At 63.7% G+C, this 20,858-nt stretch carries 15 protein-coding genes; 13 read left to right on the top strand and 2 right to left on the bottom strand.

The window, feature by feature from the left end; translation table 11 throughout:
• The first annotated feature begins 32 nt into the window (after nt 1–32).
• The 12 genes from SKA58_RS15000 to SKA58_RS14945 all read left to right on the top strand — a co-directional run bounded on the left by SKA58_RS15000 (nt 33) and on the right by SKA58_RS14945 (nt 12,986).
• Nucleotides 33–839 carry a division plane positioning ATPase MipZ gene (locus SKA58_RS15000; RefSeq protein ID WP_009823314.1) on the top strand — a complete coding sequence of 269 codons (807 nt, stop codon included), beginning with the start codon at nt 33–35 and terminating at the stop codon, nt 837–839.
• On the top strand, nt 839–1,273 hold the full coding sequence (locus tag SKA58_RS14995; protein WP_009823313.1) for a molecular chaperone DnaJ: 435 nt from the start codon (nt 839–841) through the stop codon (nt 1,271–1,273). The genes SKA58_RS15000 and SKA58_RS14995 overlap by 1 nt, the downstream gene beginning before the upstream one ends.
• Nucleotides 1,270–2,652 (top strand): phosphoglucomutase/phosphomannomutase PgmG, encoded by a 1,383-nt coding sequence (pgmG, locus tag SKA58_RS14990; protein ID WP_009823312.1) that lies wholly within the window; start codon nt 1,270–1,272, stop codon nt 2,650–2,652. The genes SKA58_RS14995 and pgmG overlap by 4 nt, the downstream gene beginning before the upstream one ends.
• A 423-nt stretch (nt 2,653–3,075) precedes the next feature.
• Complete coding sequence (locus SKA58_RS14985; RefSeq protein WP_037543276.1) at nt 3,076–4,377, top strand: OmpP1/FadL family transporter; 1,302 nt, start codon at nt 3,076–3,078, stop codon at nt 4,375–4,377.
• A gap of 85 nt (nt 4,378–4,462) precedes the next feature.
• Nucleotides 4,463–5,623 carry a flavodoxin-dependent (E)-4-hydroxy-3-methylbut-2-enyl-diphosphate synthase gene (gene ispG / locus SKA58_RS14980; protein ID WP_009823310.1) on the top strand — a complete coding sequence of 387 codons (1,161 nt, stop codon included), beginning with the start codon at nt 4,463–4,465 and terminating at the stop codon, nt 5,621–5,623.
• A 13-nt stretch (nt 5,624–5,636) separates the two neighbouring features.
• The gene (locus tag SKA58_RS14975; protein WP_009823309.1) at nt 5,637–6,539 is read left to right on the top strand and encodes a DMT family transporter; all 903 of its coding nucleotides are present in this window, start codon (nt 5,637–5,639) and stop codon (nt 6,537–6,539) included.
• Complete coding sequence (locus SKA58_RS14970) at nt 6,536–7,024, top strand: GNAT family N-acetyltransferase (protein ID WP_009823308.1); 489 nt, start codon at nt 6,536–6,538, stop codon at nt 7,022–7,024. Before SKA58_RS14975 ends, SKA58_RS14970 begins: the two co-directional genes overlap by 4 nt.
• A gap of 102 nt (nt 7,025–7,126) precedes the next feature.
• Complete coding sequence (locus SKA58_RS14965; RefSeq protein ID WP_009823307.1) at nt 7,127–9,448, top strand: DNA translocase FtsK; 2,322 nt, start codon at nt 7,127–7,129, stop codon at nt 9,446–9,448.
• 265 nt (nt 9,449–9,713) lie between these two features.
• Entirely contained in the window at nt 9,714–10,352 is a 639-nt protein-coding gene (locus SKA58_RS14960) for a LolA family protein (protein WP_009823306.1), read from the top strand.
• Between the two features lie 266 nt (nt 10,353–10,618).
• Nucleotides 10,619–11,416, top strand: a complete 798-nt coding sequence (locus tag SKA58_RS14955) for an exodeoxyribonuclease III (protein WP_009823305.1) — start codon at nt 10,619–10,621, stop codon at nt 11,414–11,416.
• Nucleotides 11,416–12,486, top strand: coding sequence for a GTP cyclohydrolase II (ribA, locus tag SKA58_RS14950; RefSeq protein ID WP_009823304.1), 1,071 nt, complete (start codon nt 11,416–11,418; stop codon nt 12,484–12,486). Before SKA58_RS14955 ends, ribA begins: the two co-directional genes overlap by 1 nt.
• Nucleotides 12,483–12,986 (top strand): L,D-transpeptidase family protein, encoded by a 504-nt coding sequence (locus tag SKA58_RS14945; protein ID WP_009823303.1) that lies wholly within the window; start codon nt 12,483–12,485, stop codon nt 12,984–12,986. The genes ribA and SKA58_RS14945 overlap by 4 nt, the downstream gene beginning before the upstream one ends.
• 26 nt (nt 12,987–13,012) lie before the next feature.
• Here the strand turns inward: SKA58_RS14945 and SKA58_RS14940 are convergent, their stop codons facing one another.
• Nucleotides 13,013–15,775 carry a [protein-PII] uridylyltransferase gene (locus SKA58_RS14940; RefSeq protein WP_009823302.1) on the bottom strand — a complete coding sequence of 921 codons (2,763 nt, stop codon included), beginning with the start codon at nt 15,773–15,775 and terminating at the stop codon, nt 13,013–13,015.
• Nucleotides 15,776–15,785: 10 nt separating this feature from the next.
• Nucleotides 15,786–18,446 (bottom strand): DNA mismatch repair protein MutS, encoded by a 2,661-nt coding sequence (gene mutS, locus SKA58_RS14935; RefSeq protein ID WP_037543700.1) that lies wholly within the window; start codon nt 18,444–18,446, stop codon nt 15,786–15,788.
• A 147-nt stretch (nt 18,447–18,593) separates the two neighbouring features.
• Between mutS and SKA58_RS14930 the strand changes: the two genes are divergently transcribed.
• Complete coding sequence (locus SKA58_RS14930) at nt 18,594–20,855, top strand: NADP-dependent malic enzyme (RefSeq protein WP_037543698.1); 2,262 nt, start codon at nt 18,594–18,596, stop codon at nt 20,853–20,855.
• Nucleotides 20,856–20,858: the final 3 nt, after the last annotated feature.

Raw genomic sequence — 20,858 nt, 5'->3', positions numbered from 1 at the left:
CATTGCGACAGTCAACGGGGTTATCAGGGGCAATGGGCAATCCTCAGCCGCATCTCATCATCTTCGCCAATGAAAAGGGCGGTACGGGCAAATCGACGACGGCCGTTCATACCGCCATCGCGCTCAGCGCCCTGGGGCACCAGGTTGGCCTTATCGACCTCGATCCGCGGCAACGGACGGTCACCCGCTATATGGAAAACCGCGTTGAAACCGCACGCCGCCGCGGCATTGACCTGCCAGTGCCCGATTTTTCGGTCTTTACCGGCGACAGCACCGACGCGCTGGACGATCAGGTGGTGGAGATGGCGCAGGGCAAGGATTTCCTGGTCGTCGATACGCCGGGACGCGACGATGTCTTCGCGCGCCATCTGGCGCCCCACGCCAACACGTTGGTGACGCCGATGAACGACAGTTTCGTTGATTTCGACCTCATCGGTCAGGTCGATCCTGAAACCTTCAAGGTGCGGCGCCTATCCTTCTATTCGGAACTGATCTTTGACGCGCGCAAGACGCGGGCAAAGGTGGACGGGGTCACGATCGATTGGGTGGTGCTACGCAACCGCGTCCAGCATCATGATGCGCGCAACAAGAAGCGGGTGGGCGATGCACTGATGGAATTGTCGCGCCGGGTCGGTTTCCGGGTCATCCCCGGTCTGTCGGAACGCGTGATCTTTCGCGAGCTTTTCCCGTCAGGCCTGACCCTGCTGGACAAGGGGCATCTGGGCGAACTGGGTGTCAGCCACATCGCCGCGCGACAGGAATTGCGGGAGATGGTTGCAGGATTTGCCCTACCGACGCAGGGTGGGACCGCGTCGGTAGACCTGCTTGGCGTTGCCTGATGGGCGTTTTGACGCTGCTGATCGCAGCACTCGCCATCTGGCTGATCTGGACCGGCAAGCTGCAACGCATGACCGCGAAGGACGGGATTGCCCTGGGCGCAGCGCTGGTGGGGGCGGTGCTGGCGGCAAAGGGCAAGCCAGTGATCGGCGCGCCGCTGCTGATCAGCGTCGCGCTGTTCTTCGCGCAACAGGGGCAGGCGCGCGCGCGGCGGCGCAAACGGGCGATCCCTCCTGCCCCGACGGCTGATCACGCCGACATTGCGCGCGCACGCGCGCTACTTGGGCTTGGCCCGGATGCCGATGCCGATGCGATCCGCGCGGCGCATCGGCGCCTGATCGCGTCTGTTCATCCCGACAAGGGTGGGACAGAGGCGCTGGCGGCGCAGATCAATGCCGCGCGCGATCTGCTGCTGCAGGAGCGGGCAGGGCGGTGAGCCATCGCTTCGATCCCACGCTGCTGCGCGACTATGACCTGCGCGGCACGGTGGGACGAACATTGCATGAGGCCGACGCCTGGGCGCTGGGGCGTAGTTTCGGGACGATCGTCGCGCGCAGCGGCGGGCGGCGCGTCGCGGTGGGCTATGACGGGCGGTTGAGTTCCCCGATGCTGGAGGCGGCTCTGGTCGACGGTCTGGTTACGACCGGAATCGATGTGGCGCGTATCGGCCTGGGGCCGACGCCGATGCTATATCATGCCGAATATACGGGCGATGTGGATGGCGGCATTCAGATAACCGGCAGCCATAATCCCGCCGATCAGAATGGCTTCAAGCTGGTGAAGGGGCATGCACCTTTTTTCGGGGCTGAGATACAGGCGTTGGGCGCTCTGGCTGCGGCGGAGGACTGGGATGAGGGCGTGGGCTGCGTTCAAAGCCATCCTGTTCTGGACGCTTACGTCGCGCGACTGATGCAGGGCTTTGACGGTCCGGCGTGCCGTGTCGGTTGGGATGCGGGCAACGGCGCGGCCGGGCCGGCGGTGGAGCGCCTGACGCAGCTGCTCCCTGGTGAGCATCATCTGCTCTTTACCGATATAGACGGTCAATTTCCCCATCATCATCCCGATCCCAGCAAGGATGCTAATCTGGCTGACCTGCGCGCGTTGGTCCTGGATAAGCAGCTCGATTTCGGCGTGGCTTTCGATGGGGATGGCGACCGGATCGGCGTGATCGACGGACAGGGCCGTGCGATTCCCGGCGATCAGTTGCTTGGCCTGTTCGCCGAAGAGGTGGTCAAAGCGCGGCCTGGCGCGCCGATCGTGGCCGACGTCAAGACCAGCCAGACCGTGTTCGACCGGATCGCCGCGCTGGGTGGCCAACCCATGATGTGGAAGAGCGGGCATAGCCATATCAAGTCCAGAATGAAGCAGATTGGCAGCCCGCTGGGCGGGGAAACGACAGGGCATCTTTTCTTCGCCGACGATTATCCCGGTTATGACGACGGACTTTATGCCGCCGTCCGACTGATCCGCGCCGTTGGCGGATTGGGGCGGAGCGTGACCGATATGGTTGAAGGCTTGCCCCGAAGCATCATCACGCCGGAAATCCGCATATCGGTGCCGGAAGCGCGCAAATTTACGGTGGTGGATGAGGTGCGCGGACGGCTGGAGGCCAAGGGTGCCGACCTTAATCTGGTTGATGGCGTACGCGTGCGCGAACCGCTGGGATGGTGGCTTCTGCGAGCGTCCCACACGGAAGCAGCGCTGGTGGTCCGGGCAGAGGCCACGGACGAATCTGTTTTGGCCGATATGCTCATGATCCTCGATTCGCAGCTGGAAAAGTCCGGGATCCACAGGAATCCGGCCGGGGAAGGATGAGGGGGGTGTATCCCAACGGCAGAATGATGCAGGTCTTAACGCGACTTTCCCCTAGGGAAAGGAGGCAAAAATCATCCAGTTGCAGAAAATGCAATCATCGATGATCCATTCGCATTTGCGATAATCCGTGCTGCACCGCAAACAGAACAGGCCTTTCAGGCATCCTCTCCTAAAACTTCAAGGCCGCCTTTCCGGGCGGCTTTTTTTTGCCTTCGTTGCCGGGCTTCATCGTCTGGCAGCCGTAGCGTCAGTGAGGTGCGCGCCTGCGCGACCACCTGCAAAAGTGCGATGAACGACGGCGCATATACTGGAAATTCACGACATCTTTGGTAAGTCGCCTGCGTCATAAGCCCGGTTCGCGCGTTGCAGCCAGCGTCCGCCCGGGACCGAAGAAGAGTCGCCAACAATTAGAGGATGCACCCCATGTCTTTAAACCGCCGTCTGCCTTGGTCCCTTCTTGCAACCGCCGCACTCGCTTTGCCGGTGCCCGCGCTCGCCGGCGGTTTCTACCTGCAGGAACAGTCGCCGATCGAGATTGGCCGCGCGCTTTCGGGCGGCGCTGCGGCCGGGGACGACCCGTCCACCATCTATTTCAATCCCGCGGCGATGACGGAACTTCAGGGCGTGCAGCTGTCGGCTGGCGCATCGGCGCTGATGGCGTCGGCGCATCAGACCAATCGTGGCAGCTATCGTTCGGTCCCCGGATCGACAGTGCGCGTGCCCGTGACGGGCGGCGATGGTGGCAATCCGTTCGAGAGCGTGATCCCGGTGCCGAGCTTCTATGCCAGCGCGCAGGTGACCGACAAGCTGTGGCTGGGCCTGGGCGTGAACGCGCCCTTTGGCCTGAAACTGGAATATGACGATGACTTCTTCGGGCGTTATGATTCGCTCTACACCAACCTCAAAACCTATAATATCCAGCCTTCGGCCGCCTATAAGCTGACTGACAATCTGTCGATCGGCGGCGGCGTGGACGTGCAATATGTGAAGGCGACGCTGACCAACGCGCTGCCGCAGGTGTCGCCGCTTGTCCCGACGGATGGTTTCACCAGCCTGAAGGGCGATGACTGGACGGTGGGCTGGAATGCGGGCCTGTTCTATACCACGGGCGACACGAACTTCGGTGTGCATTATCGGTCGGGCATCAGTCACAAGCTGCAGGGTACGCAGATCATTTCGGGCGTGGCCGCGCCGCTGACGGCCGCCAATGGTGAATTTGCCGCGACGGCTCCGCTCGATCTGCCTGATATCGTTACCGTCAGCATGATGCATCGCCTGACGCCGCAACTGCGCGCGATGATTACCGGCAAATGGTATAACTGGTCGAAGTTCAAGGGCATTGCGGTCACGTCCGCCGCTGGTACAACCAACAAGGAACTGGATTACAGGGACAGTTACTCAGTCAGCGTCGGTGGTGAATATGATGTCAGTCCCGCGCTGACGCTGCGGGCTGGCACGATGTTCGACCGCACGCCCACCAATCCGCAATATCTGACCACCCGCGTGCCCGACGGCGATCGCGTCTGGCTGACCGGCGGTGCGACCTGGAACGTGTCGCAGATGATGGCGCTCAACCTCAGCTACGCACACACCTTCGTCGAGAAGGCGAATATCATCCGTCCCGACAGCTATTTCCCGGCGCCCGCCACCGTCACCGCAACCACCCTGGCGCAGACCAGTGGCAACGCCGACCAGGTCGCAGCGTCGCTGACCGTCCGCTTCTGATCAGGCGTTCGTTTCTGCGCGTCTGCGGTTTCAACCCGCCGCGCGAATGACTATAGGGGCTTCGTAACCACGGAGCCCCTTTTTCATGTCTGACCATAATCCCGGCCTGCGTCCCTGGCGCGATATCGCCCGCCGCCAATGCCGGCAGATCATGGTCGGCAATGTTCCCGTGGGGGGCGATGCGCCGGTCAGCGTCCAGACGATGACCAACACGCCCACGCACGACGTCAAGGCGACGATCGACCAGATTCGCCGCTGCGAGGAGGTGGGCGTGGATATCATCCGCGTGTCCTGCCCTGACGAGGCATCGACCGCCGCCTTGAAGCAGATCGTCCGCGCCGCCCGCGTGCCGATCGTTGCGGACATCCATTTTCATTATAAGCGTGCGCTGGAGGCGGCGGACGCGGGTGCGGCGTGCCTGCGCATCAACCCCGGCAACATCGGCAGCGAAGCGCGGGTCAAGGAAGTGGTGGATGCGGCCAAGGCGAATGGCTGCTCTATCCGCATCGGCGTCAACGCTGGCTCCCTTGAAAAAGACCTGCTGGAAAAATATGGCGAGCCCTGCCCCGAGGCATTGGTCGAAAGCGCGCTCGACCATATCAAGCTGCTTCAGGATCAGGATTTCCACGACTATAAGGTCGCGGTGAAGGCGAGCGACGTGTTCCTTGCCGTCGCCGCCTATATGCAGCTGGCCGAGGCGGTCGATTGTCCGTTGCATCTGGGCATTACCGAAGCGGGTGGGCTGATCGGCGGCACGGTCAAGAGCGCGATCGGCATCGGCAATCTGCTCTGGGCCGGCATCGGCGACACCATCCGCGTGTCCCTGTCCGCCGAACCGGAAGAGGAAGTGCGGGTCGGCTACGAGATATTAAAGTCGCTCGGTATCCGTACCCGCGGGGTCAAGGTGATTTCCTGCCCATCCTGCGCGCGGCAGGGATTTGACGTGATCCGCACGGTGCAGGCGCTGGAGGAGAGGCTCCAGCATATCCACACGCCCTTGTCGCTCTCGGTCCTGGGCTGCGTCGTCAACGGCCCGGGTGAAGCGCGTGAAACCGACATCGGCCTGACCGGCGGCGGCGCGGGCAAGCATATGGTCTATCTGTCGGGTGTTACCGATCATACGGTTCAGGACGCCGATATGGTCGACCATATCGTTCGCCTGGTGGAGGCCAAGGCAGCCGAGATCGAGGCGGCGAAGCTGGAGGCCGAAAGCACCGACGCCGGCAAGATCGAAGCGGCGGAATAGGCAGCGCGCGACCATGGACGCCTCGCCGCGTGGCGTCGCGGCCCCCTTTGCCGTCTGCTGCCTGGGCGTCGCGCTGTTTTCAGTGATGGACGCAACGATGAAGGGGCTGGGGCTGGAGATAGGTCTCTACAATGCCCTTTTCTGGCGGGCGCTCGCGGGGACCATACTTGGTCTTATATTGATGCTGGGAACGCGGCAGCGTTGGCCCGGCGCGGCAGTGCTGCGGATCCATCTGCTGCGCGGCGTCGTCGTCGCCGCCATGGCGGCGTTGTTCTTCTGGGCCATCCTGCGCCTGCCGCTGGCCGAGGCGATCGCCCTGTCCTTCATCGCGCCGTTGATCGCCCTGTATCTGGCTGCATGGCTGCTTAAGGAAAGTGTCGGGCGGCGCGCGATCGGCGCATCGCTCCTGGGTCTGATTGGGGTCGCGGTCATCCTGTCGGGCCGGTTGCAGGGGCGCTATGAACCCGATGCGCTGATCGGGGCGCTGGCGGTATTGGGCTCGGCGGTCCTCTTCGCGTGGAACCTTATCATCCAGCGCAGGCAGGCGCAGCTCGCCTCCCCGATCGAGGTCGCCTTTTTCCAGCATCTCATCATGCTGGGCGTATTCACGCTGGCGGCGCCATTCTGGCTGATCGTGCCATCGCTGGATGCTGTCCCGCTGATAGTCCTTGCCGCGACCCTGGCCTTTACCTCGCTCGCGGCGCTGGCCTGGGCCTATGCGCGGGCGGAGGCACAGCGCCTGATCCCGGTGGAATATAGCGCGTTCATCTGGGCCGCGATCATCGGCTGGCTGGTATTTGGCGAACCCTTGACCATACCGACGCTGGCGGGCGCCTTGCTGATCATTGCCGGCTGCCTTATCGCGGCGCGCTCGAAACGGGCGGCAATCGCCCATGTGGAGGCAGGAACGGCATGAGCGCCATCATCATTCGCGCGGCACAGGCCGAAGACATCGATACGATACAGGCCTTCATTCGCGCGCTCGCCGATTATGAACGGCTGGCGCATGAGGTGAAGGCCGATCGCGAAACGCTTGGCCGCTATTTGTTCGGACCCCGCCCGATGGCTGAGGTACTGATTGCGGAGGCGGACGGGTCGGCGGTGGGCTTTGCCCTGTTCTTCCATAATTTCTCGACCTTCGAAGGACGACCCGGCCTGTATCTGGAGGACCTGTTCGTGCTGCCGGAGGCACGCGGGCTGGGCGCGGGCAAAGCGCTCCTGTCCCGCCTTGCAGCGCTCGCGATGGAACGCGACTGCGCGCGGTTGGAATGGTCGGTGCTCGACTGGAATGAACCGTCCATCGCTTTCTATCGAGCCTTGGGCGCGCGTGCGATGGACGAATGGACAGTGCAGCGGGTCGATGGGCAGGCGCTCGTCCGCTTGGCCGCGCTCCAGCCCTAGACCACGGATCGTTACGGTAGATCGACGGGGCGCGGACTTGACGCGGACTCCCCGCTCGGCGCATTGTGCCGAAACGGAACATTTGGGGGACATGGGTAAGTTATGGCCGTCGGCCGCACCGTCAAACGCACGCCGGAATGGCGTGAAATGCTCAAGCGCAGCCTGATACGCAGCGGCGCGCTGATCGGCGCGATCGCGCTGATGCTGGGAACCTTGTTCCTGGCACTGGCGCTGCTCAGCTATGCGCCGAGTGACCCGTCGATGAACACGGTGGCCGGCGATCATGTCGCCAACATCATGGCCTCGCCCGGAGCTTGGGCGGCCGATTTCCTGCTCTGGCTGCTGGGTGTGCCGGTAGCCTTGATCCTGCCGCTGATGGCGGTCACCGCTCGTCGCCTCTGGGGCGATCAGGACATGGCGGGGTGGAAGGGCCAGTTTGGCAAATGCCTTTTCGGCATCATTCTGGTCGGAATCGCCTTGGCATTGTTCCAGACCGACCCGCTGGTCGGCCTGCCCGCCGGCTGGGGCGGGGTGATCGGCCTGGTGACGGCCAAGGGGATTGGCAGCCTGCTGGTGCAGGCTCCCGCCGCCGCGCCGTGGATCAAGGGCGGCTTGATCGTCCTGGCACTGATCGTCGGCCTGTTCACCTGCTATCGCAGCCTGGCGCTGGAAAAGCCGATCATCGCGCTGCGCCGCCCTGCGTTGCCGAGGCTGAACCTGCCGCGTCCCAGGCTTGCGCTGGCGGGAAGCCCGGCCGCCGACGAACCCGTGTCGCAGGATGAGGAGGATGAGCGGATCATCGCGCCGCGCCGGCAGGTGTCGAATGAACCCAAACCGCCGATCACGATCCAGGCGCCCAAGCCGGCGCCGGTGCAGCGCGCCATGGCTCCCGTCAGCCAGGACGATCTGTTTGGCAACAGTTCGCTGCCGTCGCCCGATTTGCTCAACCCCATTCCTGCCAATCAGGGCGGCAAGATCGACAAGGCTGCGCTGGAGCGCAACGCTCGCCTGCTCGAATCCGTGCTCGACGACTTCCATGTTAAGGGCAACATCACCGAAGTGCGGCCCGGCCCGGTCGTCACCATGTATGAACTGGAGCCCGCGCCCGGCATCAAGGCGAGCCGCGTCATCGCGCTGGCGGACGATATCGCGCGCAACATGTCGGCGCTGTCGGCTCGCGTGGCCACGATTCCCGGACGCACCGTCATCGGCATCGAACTGCCCAATGCCAATCGCGAGGGCGTGTCCTTCCGCGAACTCATCACCAGCGAGCAATTCGGGCAGGAAGCGACTTTGCCCATCATCCTGGGCAAGAATATCTCGGGCGAGCCGATCATCGCGGACCTGGCGCCCATGCCGCACCTGCTGATCGCGGGGACGACCGGGTCGGGCAAGTCGGTGGGCTTGAACGCGATGATCCTGTCGTTGCTCTATCGCATGACACCCGATCAGTTGCGCCTGATCATGATCGACCCAAAGATGCTGGAACTGTCGACCTATGACGACATCCCACATCTCCTTTCGCCGGTCGTGACCGAACCCAACAAGGCCATCCGTGCCTTGAAATGGGCTGTCGAGCAGATGGAGGATCGCTATCGTATGATGGCGTCAATCTCCGTGCGCAACCTTGCCAACTATAATGAGAAGGTGCGCGCCGCCAAGGCGAAGGGCAAGCCGCTTGGCCGCCGCGTCCAGACCGGCTATGATCCCGAAACCGGCAAGCCGATCTATGAGGAGGAACAGCTCGATTTCCAGCCGCTGCCGCAGATCGTGGTGGTGGTGGACGAGTTGGCCGACCTCATGATGACGGCGGGCAAGGAGGTCGAATTCCTGATCCAGCGACTGGCGCAGAAGGCGCGGGCGGCGGGTATCCACCTCATTCTTGCAACGCAGCGCCCCTCGGTCGACGTCATCACCGGCGTCATCAAGGCGAACCTGCCGACCCGCATCAGTTTCTTCGTCACCTCCAAGATCGACAGCCGCACGATCCTGGGCGAACAGGGCGCTGAACAGCTGCTGGGCAAGGGCGACATGCTCTATATGCATGGCGGTAAGGGGCTGACCCGCGTCCATGGTCCCTTCGTGTCAGATGACGAAGTGCGCATGGTCGCCGACCATTGGCGCGCGCAGGGCCAGCCAGACTATATCTCCGCCGTCACCGAGGAGCCGGAGGAAGGCAGCTTCGCGCTTGATGGCGTCGATCTGGGCGATGACAGCCCCGACGCACAGCTGTTCCGCAAGGCGTGTCAGCTGGTGTTCGAAAATCAGAAGGCCTCGACCAGCTGGCTCCAGCGGCAATTGCGCGTTGGCTACAACAGCGCGGCGCGCCTGATCGAGCGGATGGAGGAGGAAGGGCTGGTCGGCCCGCCCAACCATGTCGGCCGCCGCGAAGTGCTGCGCGACGAAAATGGCAATCCCATCTGAGGCGGTTGCAGGGCGTGCAATCGTCATCGAATGCTTCGCATTTGAACGCAGGCGCGCGTAAAGGCATAGGGAAAAGGCCTTTCAGGCATCCTCTCCTAAAAACTTTCAGGGCTGGTCTTCGGACCGGCCCTTTTTTTCCGCCATTGGAGCGGCGGAAATTTGGCTTGCAGAAATCCTTGCAGTTTCGGAACGAGCGGGTTCACAGCGGGTTCAAGCCGCGCCTACTAGGCCATAAGGCCATAGGAACGAACCGGAGTTAGACGCCATGAAGCGCATCGTTGCGCCCCTTATGCTGGCCCTTGCCGCTGCGCCGCTGGTCGTGCCGACCCTGCCGGCCGCCGCGCAGCAGGGCGATGCCGACCTGTCGCGGGTCAATGCCTATATCCGCGCGGTCACGACCATGACCGCTGATTTCAGCCAGACCGACCGGAATGGTCAGACGCTGACCGGCAAGCTGACGCTGAAGCAACCTGGCAAGATCCGCTTTCAATATCAGAAGGGCGTTCCTTTGCTGATCGTGGGCGATGGCAAGGCGCTGACCGTCATCGACTATGAAGTGCGGCAGGTGCAGCGCTGGCCGATCGGAAATTCGCCGCTGGGTGCGCTGATTGATCCGAGCAAGGACCTGTCGAAATTCGGCAAGGTGATCCCGACCGATGATCCCTCGATCCTGTCGGTGCAGGCGCGCGATCCCAAGCGGCCGGAATTCGGCACCATCACCATGATTTTCAAGCGTGACGCGGCCAGCCCGGCTGGCCTTCAACTTTATGGCTGGGTAGCCCTCGATTCGCAGAATAACCGCACCGCCGTGCGCCTGACCAACCAACGCTATGGCGCGCCGGTGGAGGATTCCGCCTTTCGCTGGACCGATCCGCGCCCGCGCGGCAGGTCGGCCGGCGGCTGACCGGAGCATCGGGCGCGGTGGATGGAAAAACTTTTCAATCTGTTCATCTGCCGCTCATATCGGCAGCGCTAATCAGCATTTCACGGCGGAAGGCAAAACCGGGATTTCCCCCCTGTTACCCGGTCCCCATCTTTCGCCGCGAAGCGCTTCAAGGGCGCGATCGAGACCCCCGTTCCACGCCCCCGGAGCGGGGGTCTTACATTGTCCGGCATAAGCGCCGAAGTCCGCTGCTTGCGCAACGACCCGCGGCCTTTTAGGGCATCGTCATGGCCCAAACCCTTTCCATCTGTTCCTGGAACATCAACAGCGTTCGCGCCCGCATCGACATCGTCGAACAATTGCTGCGAGAGGAAACGCCCGACATCCTGTGCCTTCAGGAAACCAAGGTGGTGAATGAGACTTTCCCCACCGAGATGTTCCGGCGGCTGGGCTATGTCCATCAGGTGTTGAACGGCCAGCGCATGCATCATGGCGTCGCGATCCTGAGCAAGGTGCCGATCCATGAGGATGACCGGCTGGACTGGCAGGCCAATGGCGAGGCGCGCCATGTCGGCGTGCGACTGGACAATGGCGTGCGGATCGAAAATGTCTATGTGCCCGCCGGCGGCGATGTGCCCGATCGCACTGTGAATCCCAAATTCGGCCAGAAGCTGGATTTTCTGCAGCGGATGATCGAATGGTCGGCCGCTCTGGAGGACAAGCCCACCATCCTGACCGGCGATTTCAACATCGCGCCGCTGGAATGCGATGTGTGGAGCCATCGCCAGTTGCTTGACGTGGTCAGCCATACCCCGATCGAGTGCGAGATATTGGGCCGGTTGCAGGCGTCGAACGACTGGGTCGATATCGGCCGCCATTTCCATCCTGCACCCGCCCGGCTCTACACCTGGTGGAGCTATCGGGCGAAGGATTGGGCGGCGTCGGATCGCGGGCGGCGGTTGGACCATATGTGGATGACCCGCGACGTCGCGGAAAAAGCCGTCGGCCATCGCGTGATCGAACCGGCGCGCAGCTGGATCAAGCCGTCGGATCATATTCCGATCATCACGGACTTCGCCTTCTGATGGCAGGCAGCGTAGGGCGCAACGCCGCGCGCGCGATCGACGCGCTGCGCCGGGGCTGGCCGGTGCGGCTGGTCGCGGACGATGGCGCGATCCGGCTGATGGCGATTGAGGGTGCGGACGCCGTGACGCTGGCCGACTTCGATCCCGACGCCAAAGCCGACATTTTGATCTCCGCCGCCCGCGCCGAGACGCTCAACCTCGCCAACCAGCTGGCGGCCGCCGACCCCGAACGCCCAGTGCTGATCGCACGCACGCTCTGGATCGACGCCGACGTCGCGACCAGCATCGCCGATCCCGTGCTGGATCTGGGCTCGCCGCTCAAGGGACCTTTCCGGGCGCGGCCGCTCGTCAGCCCCCATGCCGCCCAGGCGGCGCTTCGGCTGGCGCGGCTTGCAGGTATTTTGCCGGCCTATTTTGTGAGCGCTGCTGACGGCGATGCGGAGGCGGAAGCAAGCGCTGATGATATCGCCGCCTATGACGACGCCATCCATCTGGCCATCGCGACACGCGCGCGTCTGCCGGTCTCGGCGAGCGAGACGGCGGAGATCGTCGCCTTCCGCAGTCCGGACGAGCCGCGCGAGCATGTCGCGCTGATCGTCGGCAAACGCGACAGTTCGCCTCCGGTCGTCCGCCTGCACAGCGAATGCCTGACCGGCGATGCGCTGGGCAGCCTGAAATGCGATTGCGGGCCACAATTGCATGAGGCGCTGCACAGGATCGCGGACGCGCCATGGGGCATCTTGCTCTATCTGCGGCAGGAAGGGCGTGGCATCGGTCTGGTCAACAAGCTTCGCGCCTATGCGATGCAGGATCAGGGGTTCGATACGGTCGACGCCAATGTGCGGCTGGGCTTTGCCATCGATGCGCGCGACTTTTCGGTCGCGGCGCGGATGCTCGACCTGCTGAATGTGGGTGCGGTGCGATTGCTGACCAATAATCCCAAAAAGGTAACGGGACTGGAGGCGGCGGGAATCACAGTAACCGAACGCCTGCCGATCATCCTGCCGACCAATCCGCACAACGAACGCTATCTGGCGACCAAGCGGGACCGGACCGGCCACCAGCTATGAGCGTAATCCGCGTCGATTGCGCCGCAGGGCGGCTTACCTTCGGCGAACTGGCGATGGACTGCACGATCGGGCGAGGCGGCGCCCGCCCAGCGGCCGACAAGCGGGAAGGGGATGGGTGCACGCCGGTCGGACTTTGGCCGATCCGGGGCGTGTTGCTGCGGCAGGGCAGGGTGGAGTCGAGCGATATCCATCTGCCCTGGCGCTGGATCCGCAAAAGCGACGGCTGGTCCGACGATAGTGCGGACCCCGCCTATAATCGTCCTGTCCGGTTGCCCCGCGCCTTTTCCGCAGAGAGCCTGATCCGCAGCGACGATGCCTATGATGTCATCATGGTGCTGGGCCATAATGACGCGCCGCCCGTCGCAGGGCAGGGGAGCGCCATTTTCTTCCACCTGTCGGAAGGCCGGCCGACCGCCGGATGCGTGGCGGTGGAACGGTCAGACATGCTGCGCCTGCTGCCGCTGTTGCGGCCCGGCGATAGGATGGACATCCGGCGCTAACGATCTTCCGCTTTGCCGTTGGGCCCTTATGCCCGTTGCAGCGCCTCGCCCACCTCGCCACCGGCCGCAGCCAGCAACCGGCGCTCAAGCGTCTGGAGCCGCGCCTTGCTCTCGATCTTTCCGCCGATCAGGTCGGTGATGTAGAAGGTGTCGACCGCGCGCTCGCCATAGGTGGCGACATGAGCGCTGTGGACGGTGACTTTCGACTGGAACAGCGCGTTGGCGAGGCTGAACAGCAGCGCTGGGCGATCGCGGGCATTGACCTCGATCACGGTGAAGCGGTTCGACGCCTTGTTGTCGATCAGCACATTGGGTTCGATGCGAAACGCCTCGGCGCGGGTGCGGGGCAGGGGGCGCGCCGCCAATTTGGTAATGAGGCGGTGTCGGTTCGAAAGGGAATCCTCGATCGCGCTGCGAATGCGCTTCAACTGCTCGGGGCTGTGAAACGCGCCGCCGAGCGGGTCCTGTACCAGGAAATTGTCGATGGCGACGCCGTCGCGCGTCGTATGGATGCGCGCGTCGATGATATTGCCGCCAGCCAGATGGATGGCGCCCGCGACACGATAGAAAAGACCCGGATGGTCGGCTGCATAGACCGTGACCAGCGTCGCGCCGCGTTGCGGATAATATTGCGCGGCGATCGACAGCGGCGAATCGCCCGATTCCAGGATATGCTGGACGTTATGGATCAGGATGTCTTCAGGCTCCGCGATCCAGTAGGATTCGGGCAGGCGGCTGCTGAGCGCGTCGAAAGTCTCCTCGCTCATGCCCAATGTCTGGCGCAGCATATCCTGTTTCGCGGCGACCCGTTCGCTACGGCCCTTCTGTTTGTGGCCAAGGCGAAGCACCTCCTCTGCCGATTCGTAGAGATCGCCGAGCAGTTGCCGTTTCCAACTGTTCCATACGCCCGGCCCCACCGCGCGAATATCGACGACGGTCAGGCATAGCAGCAGGCGCAGCCGCTCGGCGCTTTGCACGACCTCCACGAAATCGAGGATGGTCTTATAGTCGGCGAGATCGCGCTTGAAGGCGGTGGCCGACATGAGCAGATGATAGCGCACCAGCCAGGATACGGTCTCTGTCTCCGCCGCCGTCAGGCCAAGGCGCGGGCAGAGCGTGTCGGCGATGTCCGCGCCCAATATGCTGTGGTCGCCGCCCCGACCCTTGGCAATGTCATGCAGCAGCACCGCGACATAGAGGACGCGGCGCGACAGCAATTTGCCCATCAGGTCGGTAGCGAGCGGGTGGTCGGTGCCAAGCTCTCCCTTTTCGATGCGCGCGAGTAGGCCGACAGCGCGGATCGTATGTTCATCGACTGTGTAATGATGATACATGTCGAACTGCATTTGCGCGACGACGCGGCGAAAGTCGGGGATGAAGCGACCAAAAACCGTCGATTCATTCATCCAGCGCAGCACCGTTTCGGGATCGCGGGGCGACGTCAGCACGTCCATGAAAAAGCCGTTGGCGCGCGCGTCCTTGCGCACCTTGTTGGTGATAAGGCCAGCATCGCGGCTGGCGGCGCGCATGGCGCTGGGGTGAATCTGAAGCCCGTGCTTGTCCGCCAGCGCGAATATCTCCAGCAAACGCACCGGGTCCGCCTGGAAAAAATCGTCGCTCGGCAGGCTCAATCGCCCGCGATCCAGCACGAACCCTTCCAGCTTCTTGGGCCGGCGGAACAGGCTGGGGATATAGCGTCGACCCTTGGGGCCAAGCTGGTCGTCGAGATGCGCCAGAAAGACGGCGGTCAGGTCGCCGACCGTTTTGGCGTTCAGGAAATAATAGCGCATGAAGCGCTCCACGCCCGACCGACCGGCGCGGCCGGTGAAGTGCATCCGGGTCGCGGTTTCCAGTTGCAGGTCGAAGGTCAGCCGATCCTCGGCTCGGCCGGTAATGCTGTGGAGATGGCAGCGAACCGCCCAGAGGAAATCCTCCGCCTTCTGGAACTGGCGCAGTTCCGCTTGCGTCAGCAAACCCACGTCGACCAGTTCCGCGACCGAGCGGACGCGATTTACATATTTGCCGATCCAGAAGAGGGTGTGGAGGTCGCGCAGCCCGCCCTTGCCTTCCTTGACATTGGGTTCGACGACATAGCGGCTGTCGCCCATGCGCCGGTGCCGTTCGTCGCGTTCCTCCAGCTTTTCGGTGACGAAGGCGCGGGCATTGCCCTGCATCACTTCGGCGTCGAACCGGGTCGAACTTTCCTCATAAAGCGAGCGGTCGCCCCAGATATAGCGCGCTTCCAACAGGGCGGTGCGGACCGTCAGGTCGCTTTTGGCCATGCGGATCGTCTCATCGACCGACCGGCTGCTATGCCCGACCTTCAAGCCGAGGTCCCAGAGCGAATAGAGCATAGATTCGATCACCTGCTCGGTCCAGCCGGTCGGTTTCCAGGGGGTGATGAAGCCGATATCGACATCGCTGTGCGGCGCCATTTCGCCCCGGCCATAGCCGCCCACGGCGATCAGCGCGATCCGCTCGCCCGTGCTGCGATTGCCGGCTGGATAGAGGTGATGCGTCGTCGCGTCATAGAGCAAGCGCAGAATCTGGTCGATCAGGAAGGCAAAGGCGCTCACCGTTTCGCGTCCACGCGTCGGCCGCTCCTCCAATCGGCGCGCGACATCCGCCCGGCCATGGTCGAGCGCATCTTTGAGTTCCTGCACGATCAGGCCGCGCAGCCGCATGGGATCGCCGCGGTGCTCCAGCGCCAGGGCGTTGATCCGATCGGAAATGGCGCGCCGGTCGATGATCGCGCGACGCGATCCTAAGGCGGGAAACTGCATGACCATGCTGCGCTATCTAGTCGTGCTGCTCCTGCACGACCAGTTGTTTCAATCGATAGATGTGATCGAGCGCTTCACGCGGAGACAGGGCATCCGCATCGATTGCTTCGATCGCCTCGCGCAACGGGTCGACCGGCTCATCCTCCTGCGCCGCGGCCGCTGCGAACAGGGGCAGGTCGTCAAGGCCCGCCGCAATGCCGCCGGTCTTCGCCTTGCCTGCTTCCAGCCGCGCGAGAACATCCTTTGCCCGCTTGAGCACCGCGGGCGGCAGGCCGGCGAGCCGCGCAACCGCCAGGCCATAGCTGCGGTCGGCCGGCCCCTGCGCAAGTTCGTGCAGCAGGACGAGGTCGCCCTTCCACTCACGGGCGCGGACATGGTGCAGCGAGAGCGAGGGGAGAGTTTCCGCCAGCCGCGTCAATTCGTGATAATGAGTGGCGAAGAGGCAGCGGCACTGGTTGACCTCATGCACCGCCTCCACCACGGCCCAGGCCAGCGCTAGCCCGTCATAGGTCGATGTGCCGCGCCCGACTTCATCCAGAATGACGAAACTCCGCTCGGATGCCTGCGCCAGGATCGCGGCGGTCTCCACCATTTCGACCATGAAGGTGGACCGGCCCTTGGCGAGATTGTCCGATGCGCCAACACGGCTGAACAAGCGGTCGACCAATGTCATCGTCGCCGACTGGGCGGGGACATAGCCACCCGCCTGCGCCAATATCACGATCAGCGCATTTTGCCGCAGGAAGGTCGATTTGCCCCCCATATTGGGGCCTGTGACCAGCCACAGCCTATCGCTTTCGCCAAGCCGGCAATCATTGGCGACGAAGGGCTGGCCTTCCTTACGCAGCGCATCCTCCACGACCGGGTGGCGCCCGCCGACGATGTCGAGACATTGCCCCCCATGACCACCGACTCCATCGGCAGCGACGAAATGGGGCCGCTGCCATCCCCCCTCCGCCGCACGCTCGGCCAGCGCAGCGGCGACGTCGAGCCGAGCGAGCGCATCGGCCGCGCGGGCAATATCGGCCTTGCGATCGAGTACGGCGTTGGTGAGGTCCTCCAGATGCGCGGCTTCGGCGACCAGCGCATGCGCGCCGGCCTGGGCGACGCGCCCGGCTTCCTCATGCAGGTCCACCGAATTGAAACGCACCACGCCGGCCAGCGTCTGGCGATGGGTAAAGCCGCTGTCGGGCGCCATCAGCGCGTCGGCGGCGCGGGCGGGGACCTCCACATGATAGCCGAGCACGCCATTGTGCCGGATCTTGAGCGCGCCGATGCCGGTTTGCTCGCGATATTTCGCCTCCAGCGCGGCGATGGCGCGGCGGCCGTCCCCGGCTATGCGGCGCAGTTCGTCCAGCGCCGCGTCATAGCCATCGGCGATATAGCCGCCATTGGCGGTTTCGGTTGGCGGCGCAGGGATGAGCGCGCGCGCTAAGGCGTCCACCATCTGTCCATGGCCGTCGAGCGCAGGGAGCAATTGTTGCAGCAGCGGCGGCTGGTCGGGCAGACGGCCCAGCCGTTCGCGCAGCATCCGGGCTTCGCCAAGACCATCGCGCAACTGGCCCAGGTCGCGGGGGCTGCCCCGGCCGACCGCGACGCGCCCCAGCGCGCGGCCAATGTCGGGCAGGGCGCGCAGGGCGCCGCGCACTTGATCGCGCAGGCCCGCATCATCATGGAACATCTGCACCAGGCCCAGCCGCGCCTCGATGGCGGACAGGTCCATCAGGGGCGCGGAAATATCCTGCGCCAGCAGTCGCGCGCCCGCGCCCGTGACTGTCCGGTCGATGGCGGCGAGCAGGCTGCCTGCGCGCGTGCCGGCGGTGGTGGCGACGATCTCCAGGCTTTCCCGCGTGGCCGCGTCAATCGCGATATGTGCGCCGCTCGCCTTGCGCATCGGGGGCGCAAGGAAAGGCAGTGTGCCCTTTCCGGCATGATCGAGATAGGCGACCAGCCCGCCCATGGCGGCAAGTTCGGCACGGCCGAATTGGCCAAAGCCATCCAGCGTTGCCACGCCGAACAGCCGCTTGAGCGCAGCTTGCGCCCGGCTGCTGGAAAAGGCGGCGCGGTCAAAGGCTATGGCGCCCGGAACATCCATCGTCGCGCCGTCCGCCAGCACGGTTTCGCTCGGCCGCAACCGGGCCAACTCGGCGGGCAGGTCGACGATGGGGCAGGTCAATGTCTCAAACCGGCCAGTCGATATATCGGCGGCGGCGATGCCGACTTCGCCCGACGTCTCGCCCCCCACCTGCGCCAGCGCCACCAGCATATTGTCGCGCCGCGCGTCGAGCAGCGTTTCTTCGGTCAGCGTGCCGGCGGTGACATAGCGAACGATGTCGCGCGCCACCAGCGCCTTGCTCCCGCGCGCCTTGGCCTGCGCAGGGGTTTCGGTCTGTTCGGCGATGGCGACACGGTGGCCGCCCTTGATCAACCGCGCGAGATAGGATTCAGCGCTGTGCACTGGAACACCACACATCGGGGTCGGTGCGCCCTCATGATCGCCGCGGCTGGTGAGCGCTATGTCCAGCGTCGCGGCGGCCAGTTTTGCGTCGTCAAAGAAAAGTTCGAAGAAGTCGCCCATCCGGTAGAAGAGCAGGCAGTCCTGCGCCTGTGCCTTGAGCGCCAGATATTGGGCCATCATCGGCGTGGGCTGGGCGGTCGTGTCGCTGGATTTCGCCATGGCGCAGCCGATAGCCCGAACGCCGGCCTGAAACCAGAGCGTCGCGAAAGGTGCGGGAAAATTGCGTATCTCGCACTTGCCCACAAGATAGGCGCACCGCTAGGGCCTGTTCATCTTTCCAAAAGTTCCAATAGTTGGGAGCCTATGATGTCCGACCGATCCAATGTGGAATTTTCCGAACGCGAGGCGCTGTTCTTCCACGCGACTGGGCGGCCTGGAAAGATCGAGATCATCGCGTCCAAGCCAATGGCGACGCAACGCGACCTTTCCCTTGCTTATTCCCCCGGCGTCGCCGTTCCGGTCCGCGCCATCGCGGCCGACCCCGCAACTGCCTACGACTATACCGCCAAGGGCAATTTGGTTGCAGTCATCTCCAATGGCACCGCAATTCTTGGCCTTGGCAATCTGGGCGCGCTCGCCTCCAAGCCGGTGATGGAAGGCAAGGCGGTGCTGTTCAAGCGCTTTGCCGATGTCGATTCGATCGACATCGAACTGAAGACCGAGGATGTCGACCGCTTCATCGATGCGGTCGAGCTGATGGAGCCGAGCTTTGGCGGCATCAACCTGGAGGATATCAAGGCGCCCGAATGCTTCGTTATAGAAACGACGCTGAAGGAGCGGATGAATATTCCCGTCTTCCACGACGACCAGCATGGCACCGCGATCATCGCCGCTGCGGGCGTACTCAATGCCGCACTGCTGACGGGCCGCGACATGAAGACCATGAAGGTGGTGGTGAATGGAGCCGGGGCCGCATCGATCAGCTGCACCGAACTCATAAAGGCGCTGGGCGTGCCGCACGACAATGTCATCATGTGCGACAGCAAGGGCGTGATCTACCAGGGCCGCAGCGAAGGCATGAACCAGTGGAAATCGGCCCATGCGGTCAGGACCGACGCACGCACTCTGGCCGAAGCCGTGAAGGGCGCGGATGTGTTCCTGGGCCTTTCGGTTGCCGGCGCGATGAGTCCGGAAATGGTAGCGTCCATGGCGGACAAGCCGATCATCTTCGCCATGGCCAATCCCGACCCAGAAATCCTGCCTCCCGATGCCAAGGCGGTGCGGCCGGACGCGATCGTCGCGACCGGGCGGTCCGATTTCCCCAATCAGGTCAACAATGTCCTGGGTTTCCCCTTCATCTTTCGCGGGGCACTGGACGTGCGGGCTACCGGCATCAATGAGGCGATGAAGCTGGCGGCGGCCAAGGCGATCGCCGAACTGGCGCGCGAACGCGTGCCTGAGGAAGTGGCCAAGGCCTATGGCCGGTCGCACAGTTTCGGGCCCGATTATATCATTCCTGCCCCGTTCGATCCGCGCCTGATGGAAGTGGTGCCGGCCGCTGTCGCTCAAGCGGCGATGGAAACCGGCATGGCGCAGCGACCGATCGAGGATCTAGGCGCCTATCGCCAGTCCCTAAAGGCGCGGCTCAATCCCACGACATCGGTGCTGAACAGCGCCTATGAAATCGCCAAGGCCAATCCCAAACGCGTGGTCTTTGCCGAAGCGGAGGAGGAGGTGGTGCTGCGCGCCGCGATCCAGTTTCGCGAACTGGGCTATGGCGTCCCCGTCCTGGTCGGGCGCGGCGACGTGGTGGACAAGTTGCGCGCGCTGGGCGTGCGCGATCCCGAGAGCTTTGAACTGCATAACAGCGTCAATTCGCCATTGGTGCCCGATATGGTCGACATGCTCTATGCGCGGCTTCAGCGCCGGGGCTATCTGCGCCGCGACTGCGAGCGGATGGTGAACCGCGATCGCAATATCTTCGGCACCTTGCTGGTGAAGATGGGCGTTGCCGACGCGATGCTGACCGGCATGACCCGGCCCTATGCCCAGACCCTGCGGGAGGTAAAGCGGGTTATGGACCCGGCGGCCGGCCGCACGCCCTTTGGCATCCATGTCATGGTGGCGAAGGACAAGACGGTGTTTCTGGCCGACACGACGGTGAACGAGCGACCGAGCGCGGCGGAACTGGCCGACATCGCCATGGGCACAGTCGCGGTTGCGCGCCGCATGGGCCATGATCCGCGCGTCGCTTTCCTGTCCTACGCCAATTTCGGAAACCCGCCCGGCAGCTTCCTCGACAATATTCGCGGCGCGGTGAAGCTGCTGGACGAACGAGCGGTCGATTTCGAATATGAGGGCGAAATGACGCCTGACGCGGCGCTCAATCCGGCGGTGATGAAAAATTATCCCTTCAGCCGGTTGTCGGGTCCCGCCAATGTCCTGGTCATGCCGGGCCTGCATTCCGCCAACATCTCGGCCAAGCTGCTGCGTGAACTGGGTGGCACCTCGATGATCGGCCCGCTGCTGGTGGGGATGGAAAAATCTGTCCAGATCGCGACCATGTCCTCCAACGCGTCGGAATTGCTGACTTTGGCGGTGCTGGCGGCGGGCGGCGTGGCGCTCTGACCG

Source organism: Sphingomonas sp. SKA58, assembly GCF_000153545.1.
Lineage (GTDB): Bacteria > Pseudomonadota > Alphaproteobacteria > Sphingomonadales > Sphingomonadaceae > Sphingobium > Sphingobium soli.
The sequence above is the reverse complement of the archived record's forward strand: the minus strand, read 5'-3'. Positions and strand labels throughout refer to the sequence as shown.

Bases quoted from the DNA above. Each gene is read 5' to 3' on its own strand.
- SKA58_RS15000 (WP_009823314.1), top strand. From the start codon at position 33: ATGGGCAATCCTCAGCCGCATCTCATCATCTTCGCCAATGAAAAGGGC.
- SKA58_RS14995 (WP_009823313.1), top strand. From the start codon at position 839: ATGGGCGTTTTGACGCTGCTGATCGCAGCACTCGCCATCTGGCTGATC.
- SKA58_RS14985 (WP_037543276.1), top strand. From the start codon at position 3,076: ATGTCTTTAAACCGCCGTCTGCCTTGGTCCCTTCTTGCAACCGCCGCA.
- ispG (WP_009823310.1), top strand. From the start codon at position 4,463: ATGTCTGACCATAATCCCGGCCTGCGTCCCTGGCGCGATATCGCCCGC.
- SKA58_RS14975 (WP_009823309.1), top strand. From the start codon at position 5,637: ATGGACGCCTCGCCGCGTGGCGTCGCGGCCCCCTTTGCCGTCTGCTGC.
- SKA58_RS14970 (WP_009823308.1), top strand. From the start codon at position 6,536: ATGAGCGCCATCATCATTCGCGCGGCACAGGCCGAAGACATCGATACG.
- SKA58_RS14965 (WP_009823307.1), top strand. From the start codon at position 7,127: ATGGCCGTCGGCCGCACCGTCAAACGCACGCCGGAATGGCGTGAAATG.
- SKA58_RS14960 (WP_009823306.1), top strand. From the start codon at position 9,714: ATGAAGCGCATCGTTGCGCCCCTTATGCTGGCCCTTGCCGCTGCGCCG.
- SKA58_RS14955 (WP_009823305.1), top strand. From the start codon at position 10,619: ATGGCCCAAACCCTTTCCATCTGTTCCTGGAACATCAACAGCGTTCGC.
- ribA (WP_009823304.1), top strand. From the start codon at position 11,416: ATGGCAGGCAGCGTAGGGCGCAACGCCGCGCGCGCGATCGACGCGCTG.
- SKA58_RS14945 (WP_009823303.1), top strand. From the start codon at position 12,483: ATGAGCGTAATCCGCGTCGATTGCGCCGCAGGGCGGCTTACCTTCGGC.
- SKA58_RS14940 (WP_009823302.1), bottom strand. From the start codon at position 15,775: ATGGTCATGCAGTTTCCCGCCTTAGGATCGCGTCGCGCGATCATCGAC.
- mutS (WP_037543700.1), bottom strand. From the start codon at position 18,446: ATGGCGAAATCCAGCGACACGACCGCCCAGCCCACGCCGATGATGGCC.
- SKA58_RS14930 (WP_037543698.1), top strand. From the start codon at position 18,594: ATGTCCGACCGATCCAATGTGGAATTTTCCGAACGCGAGGCGCTGTTC.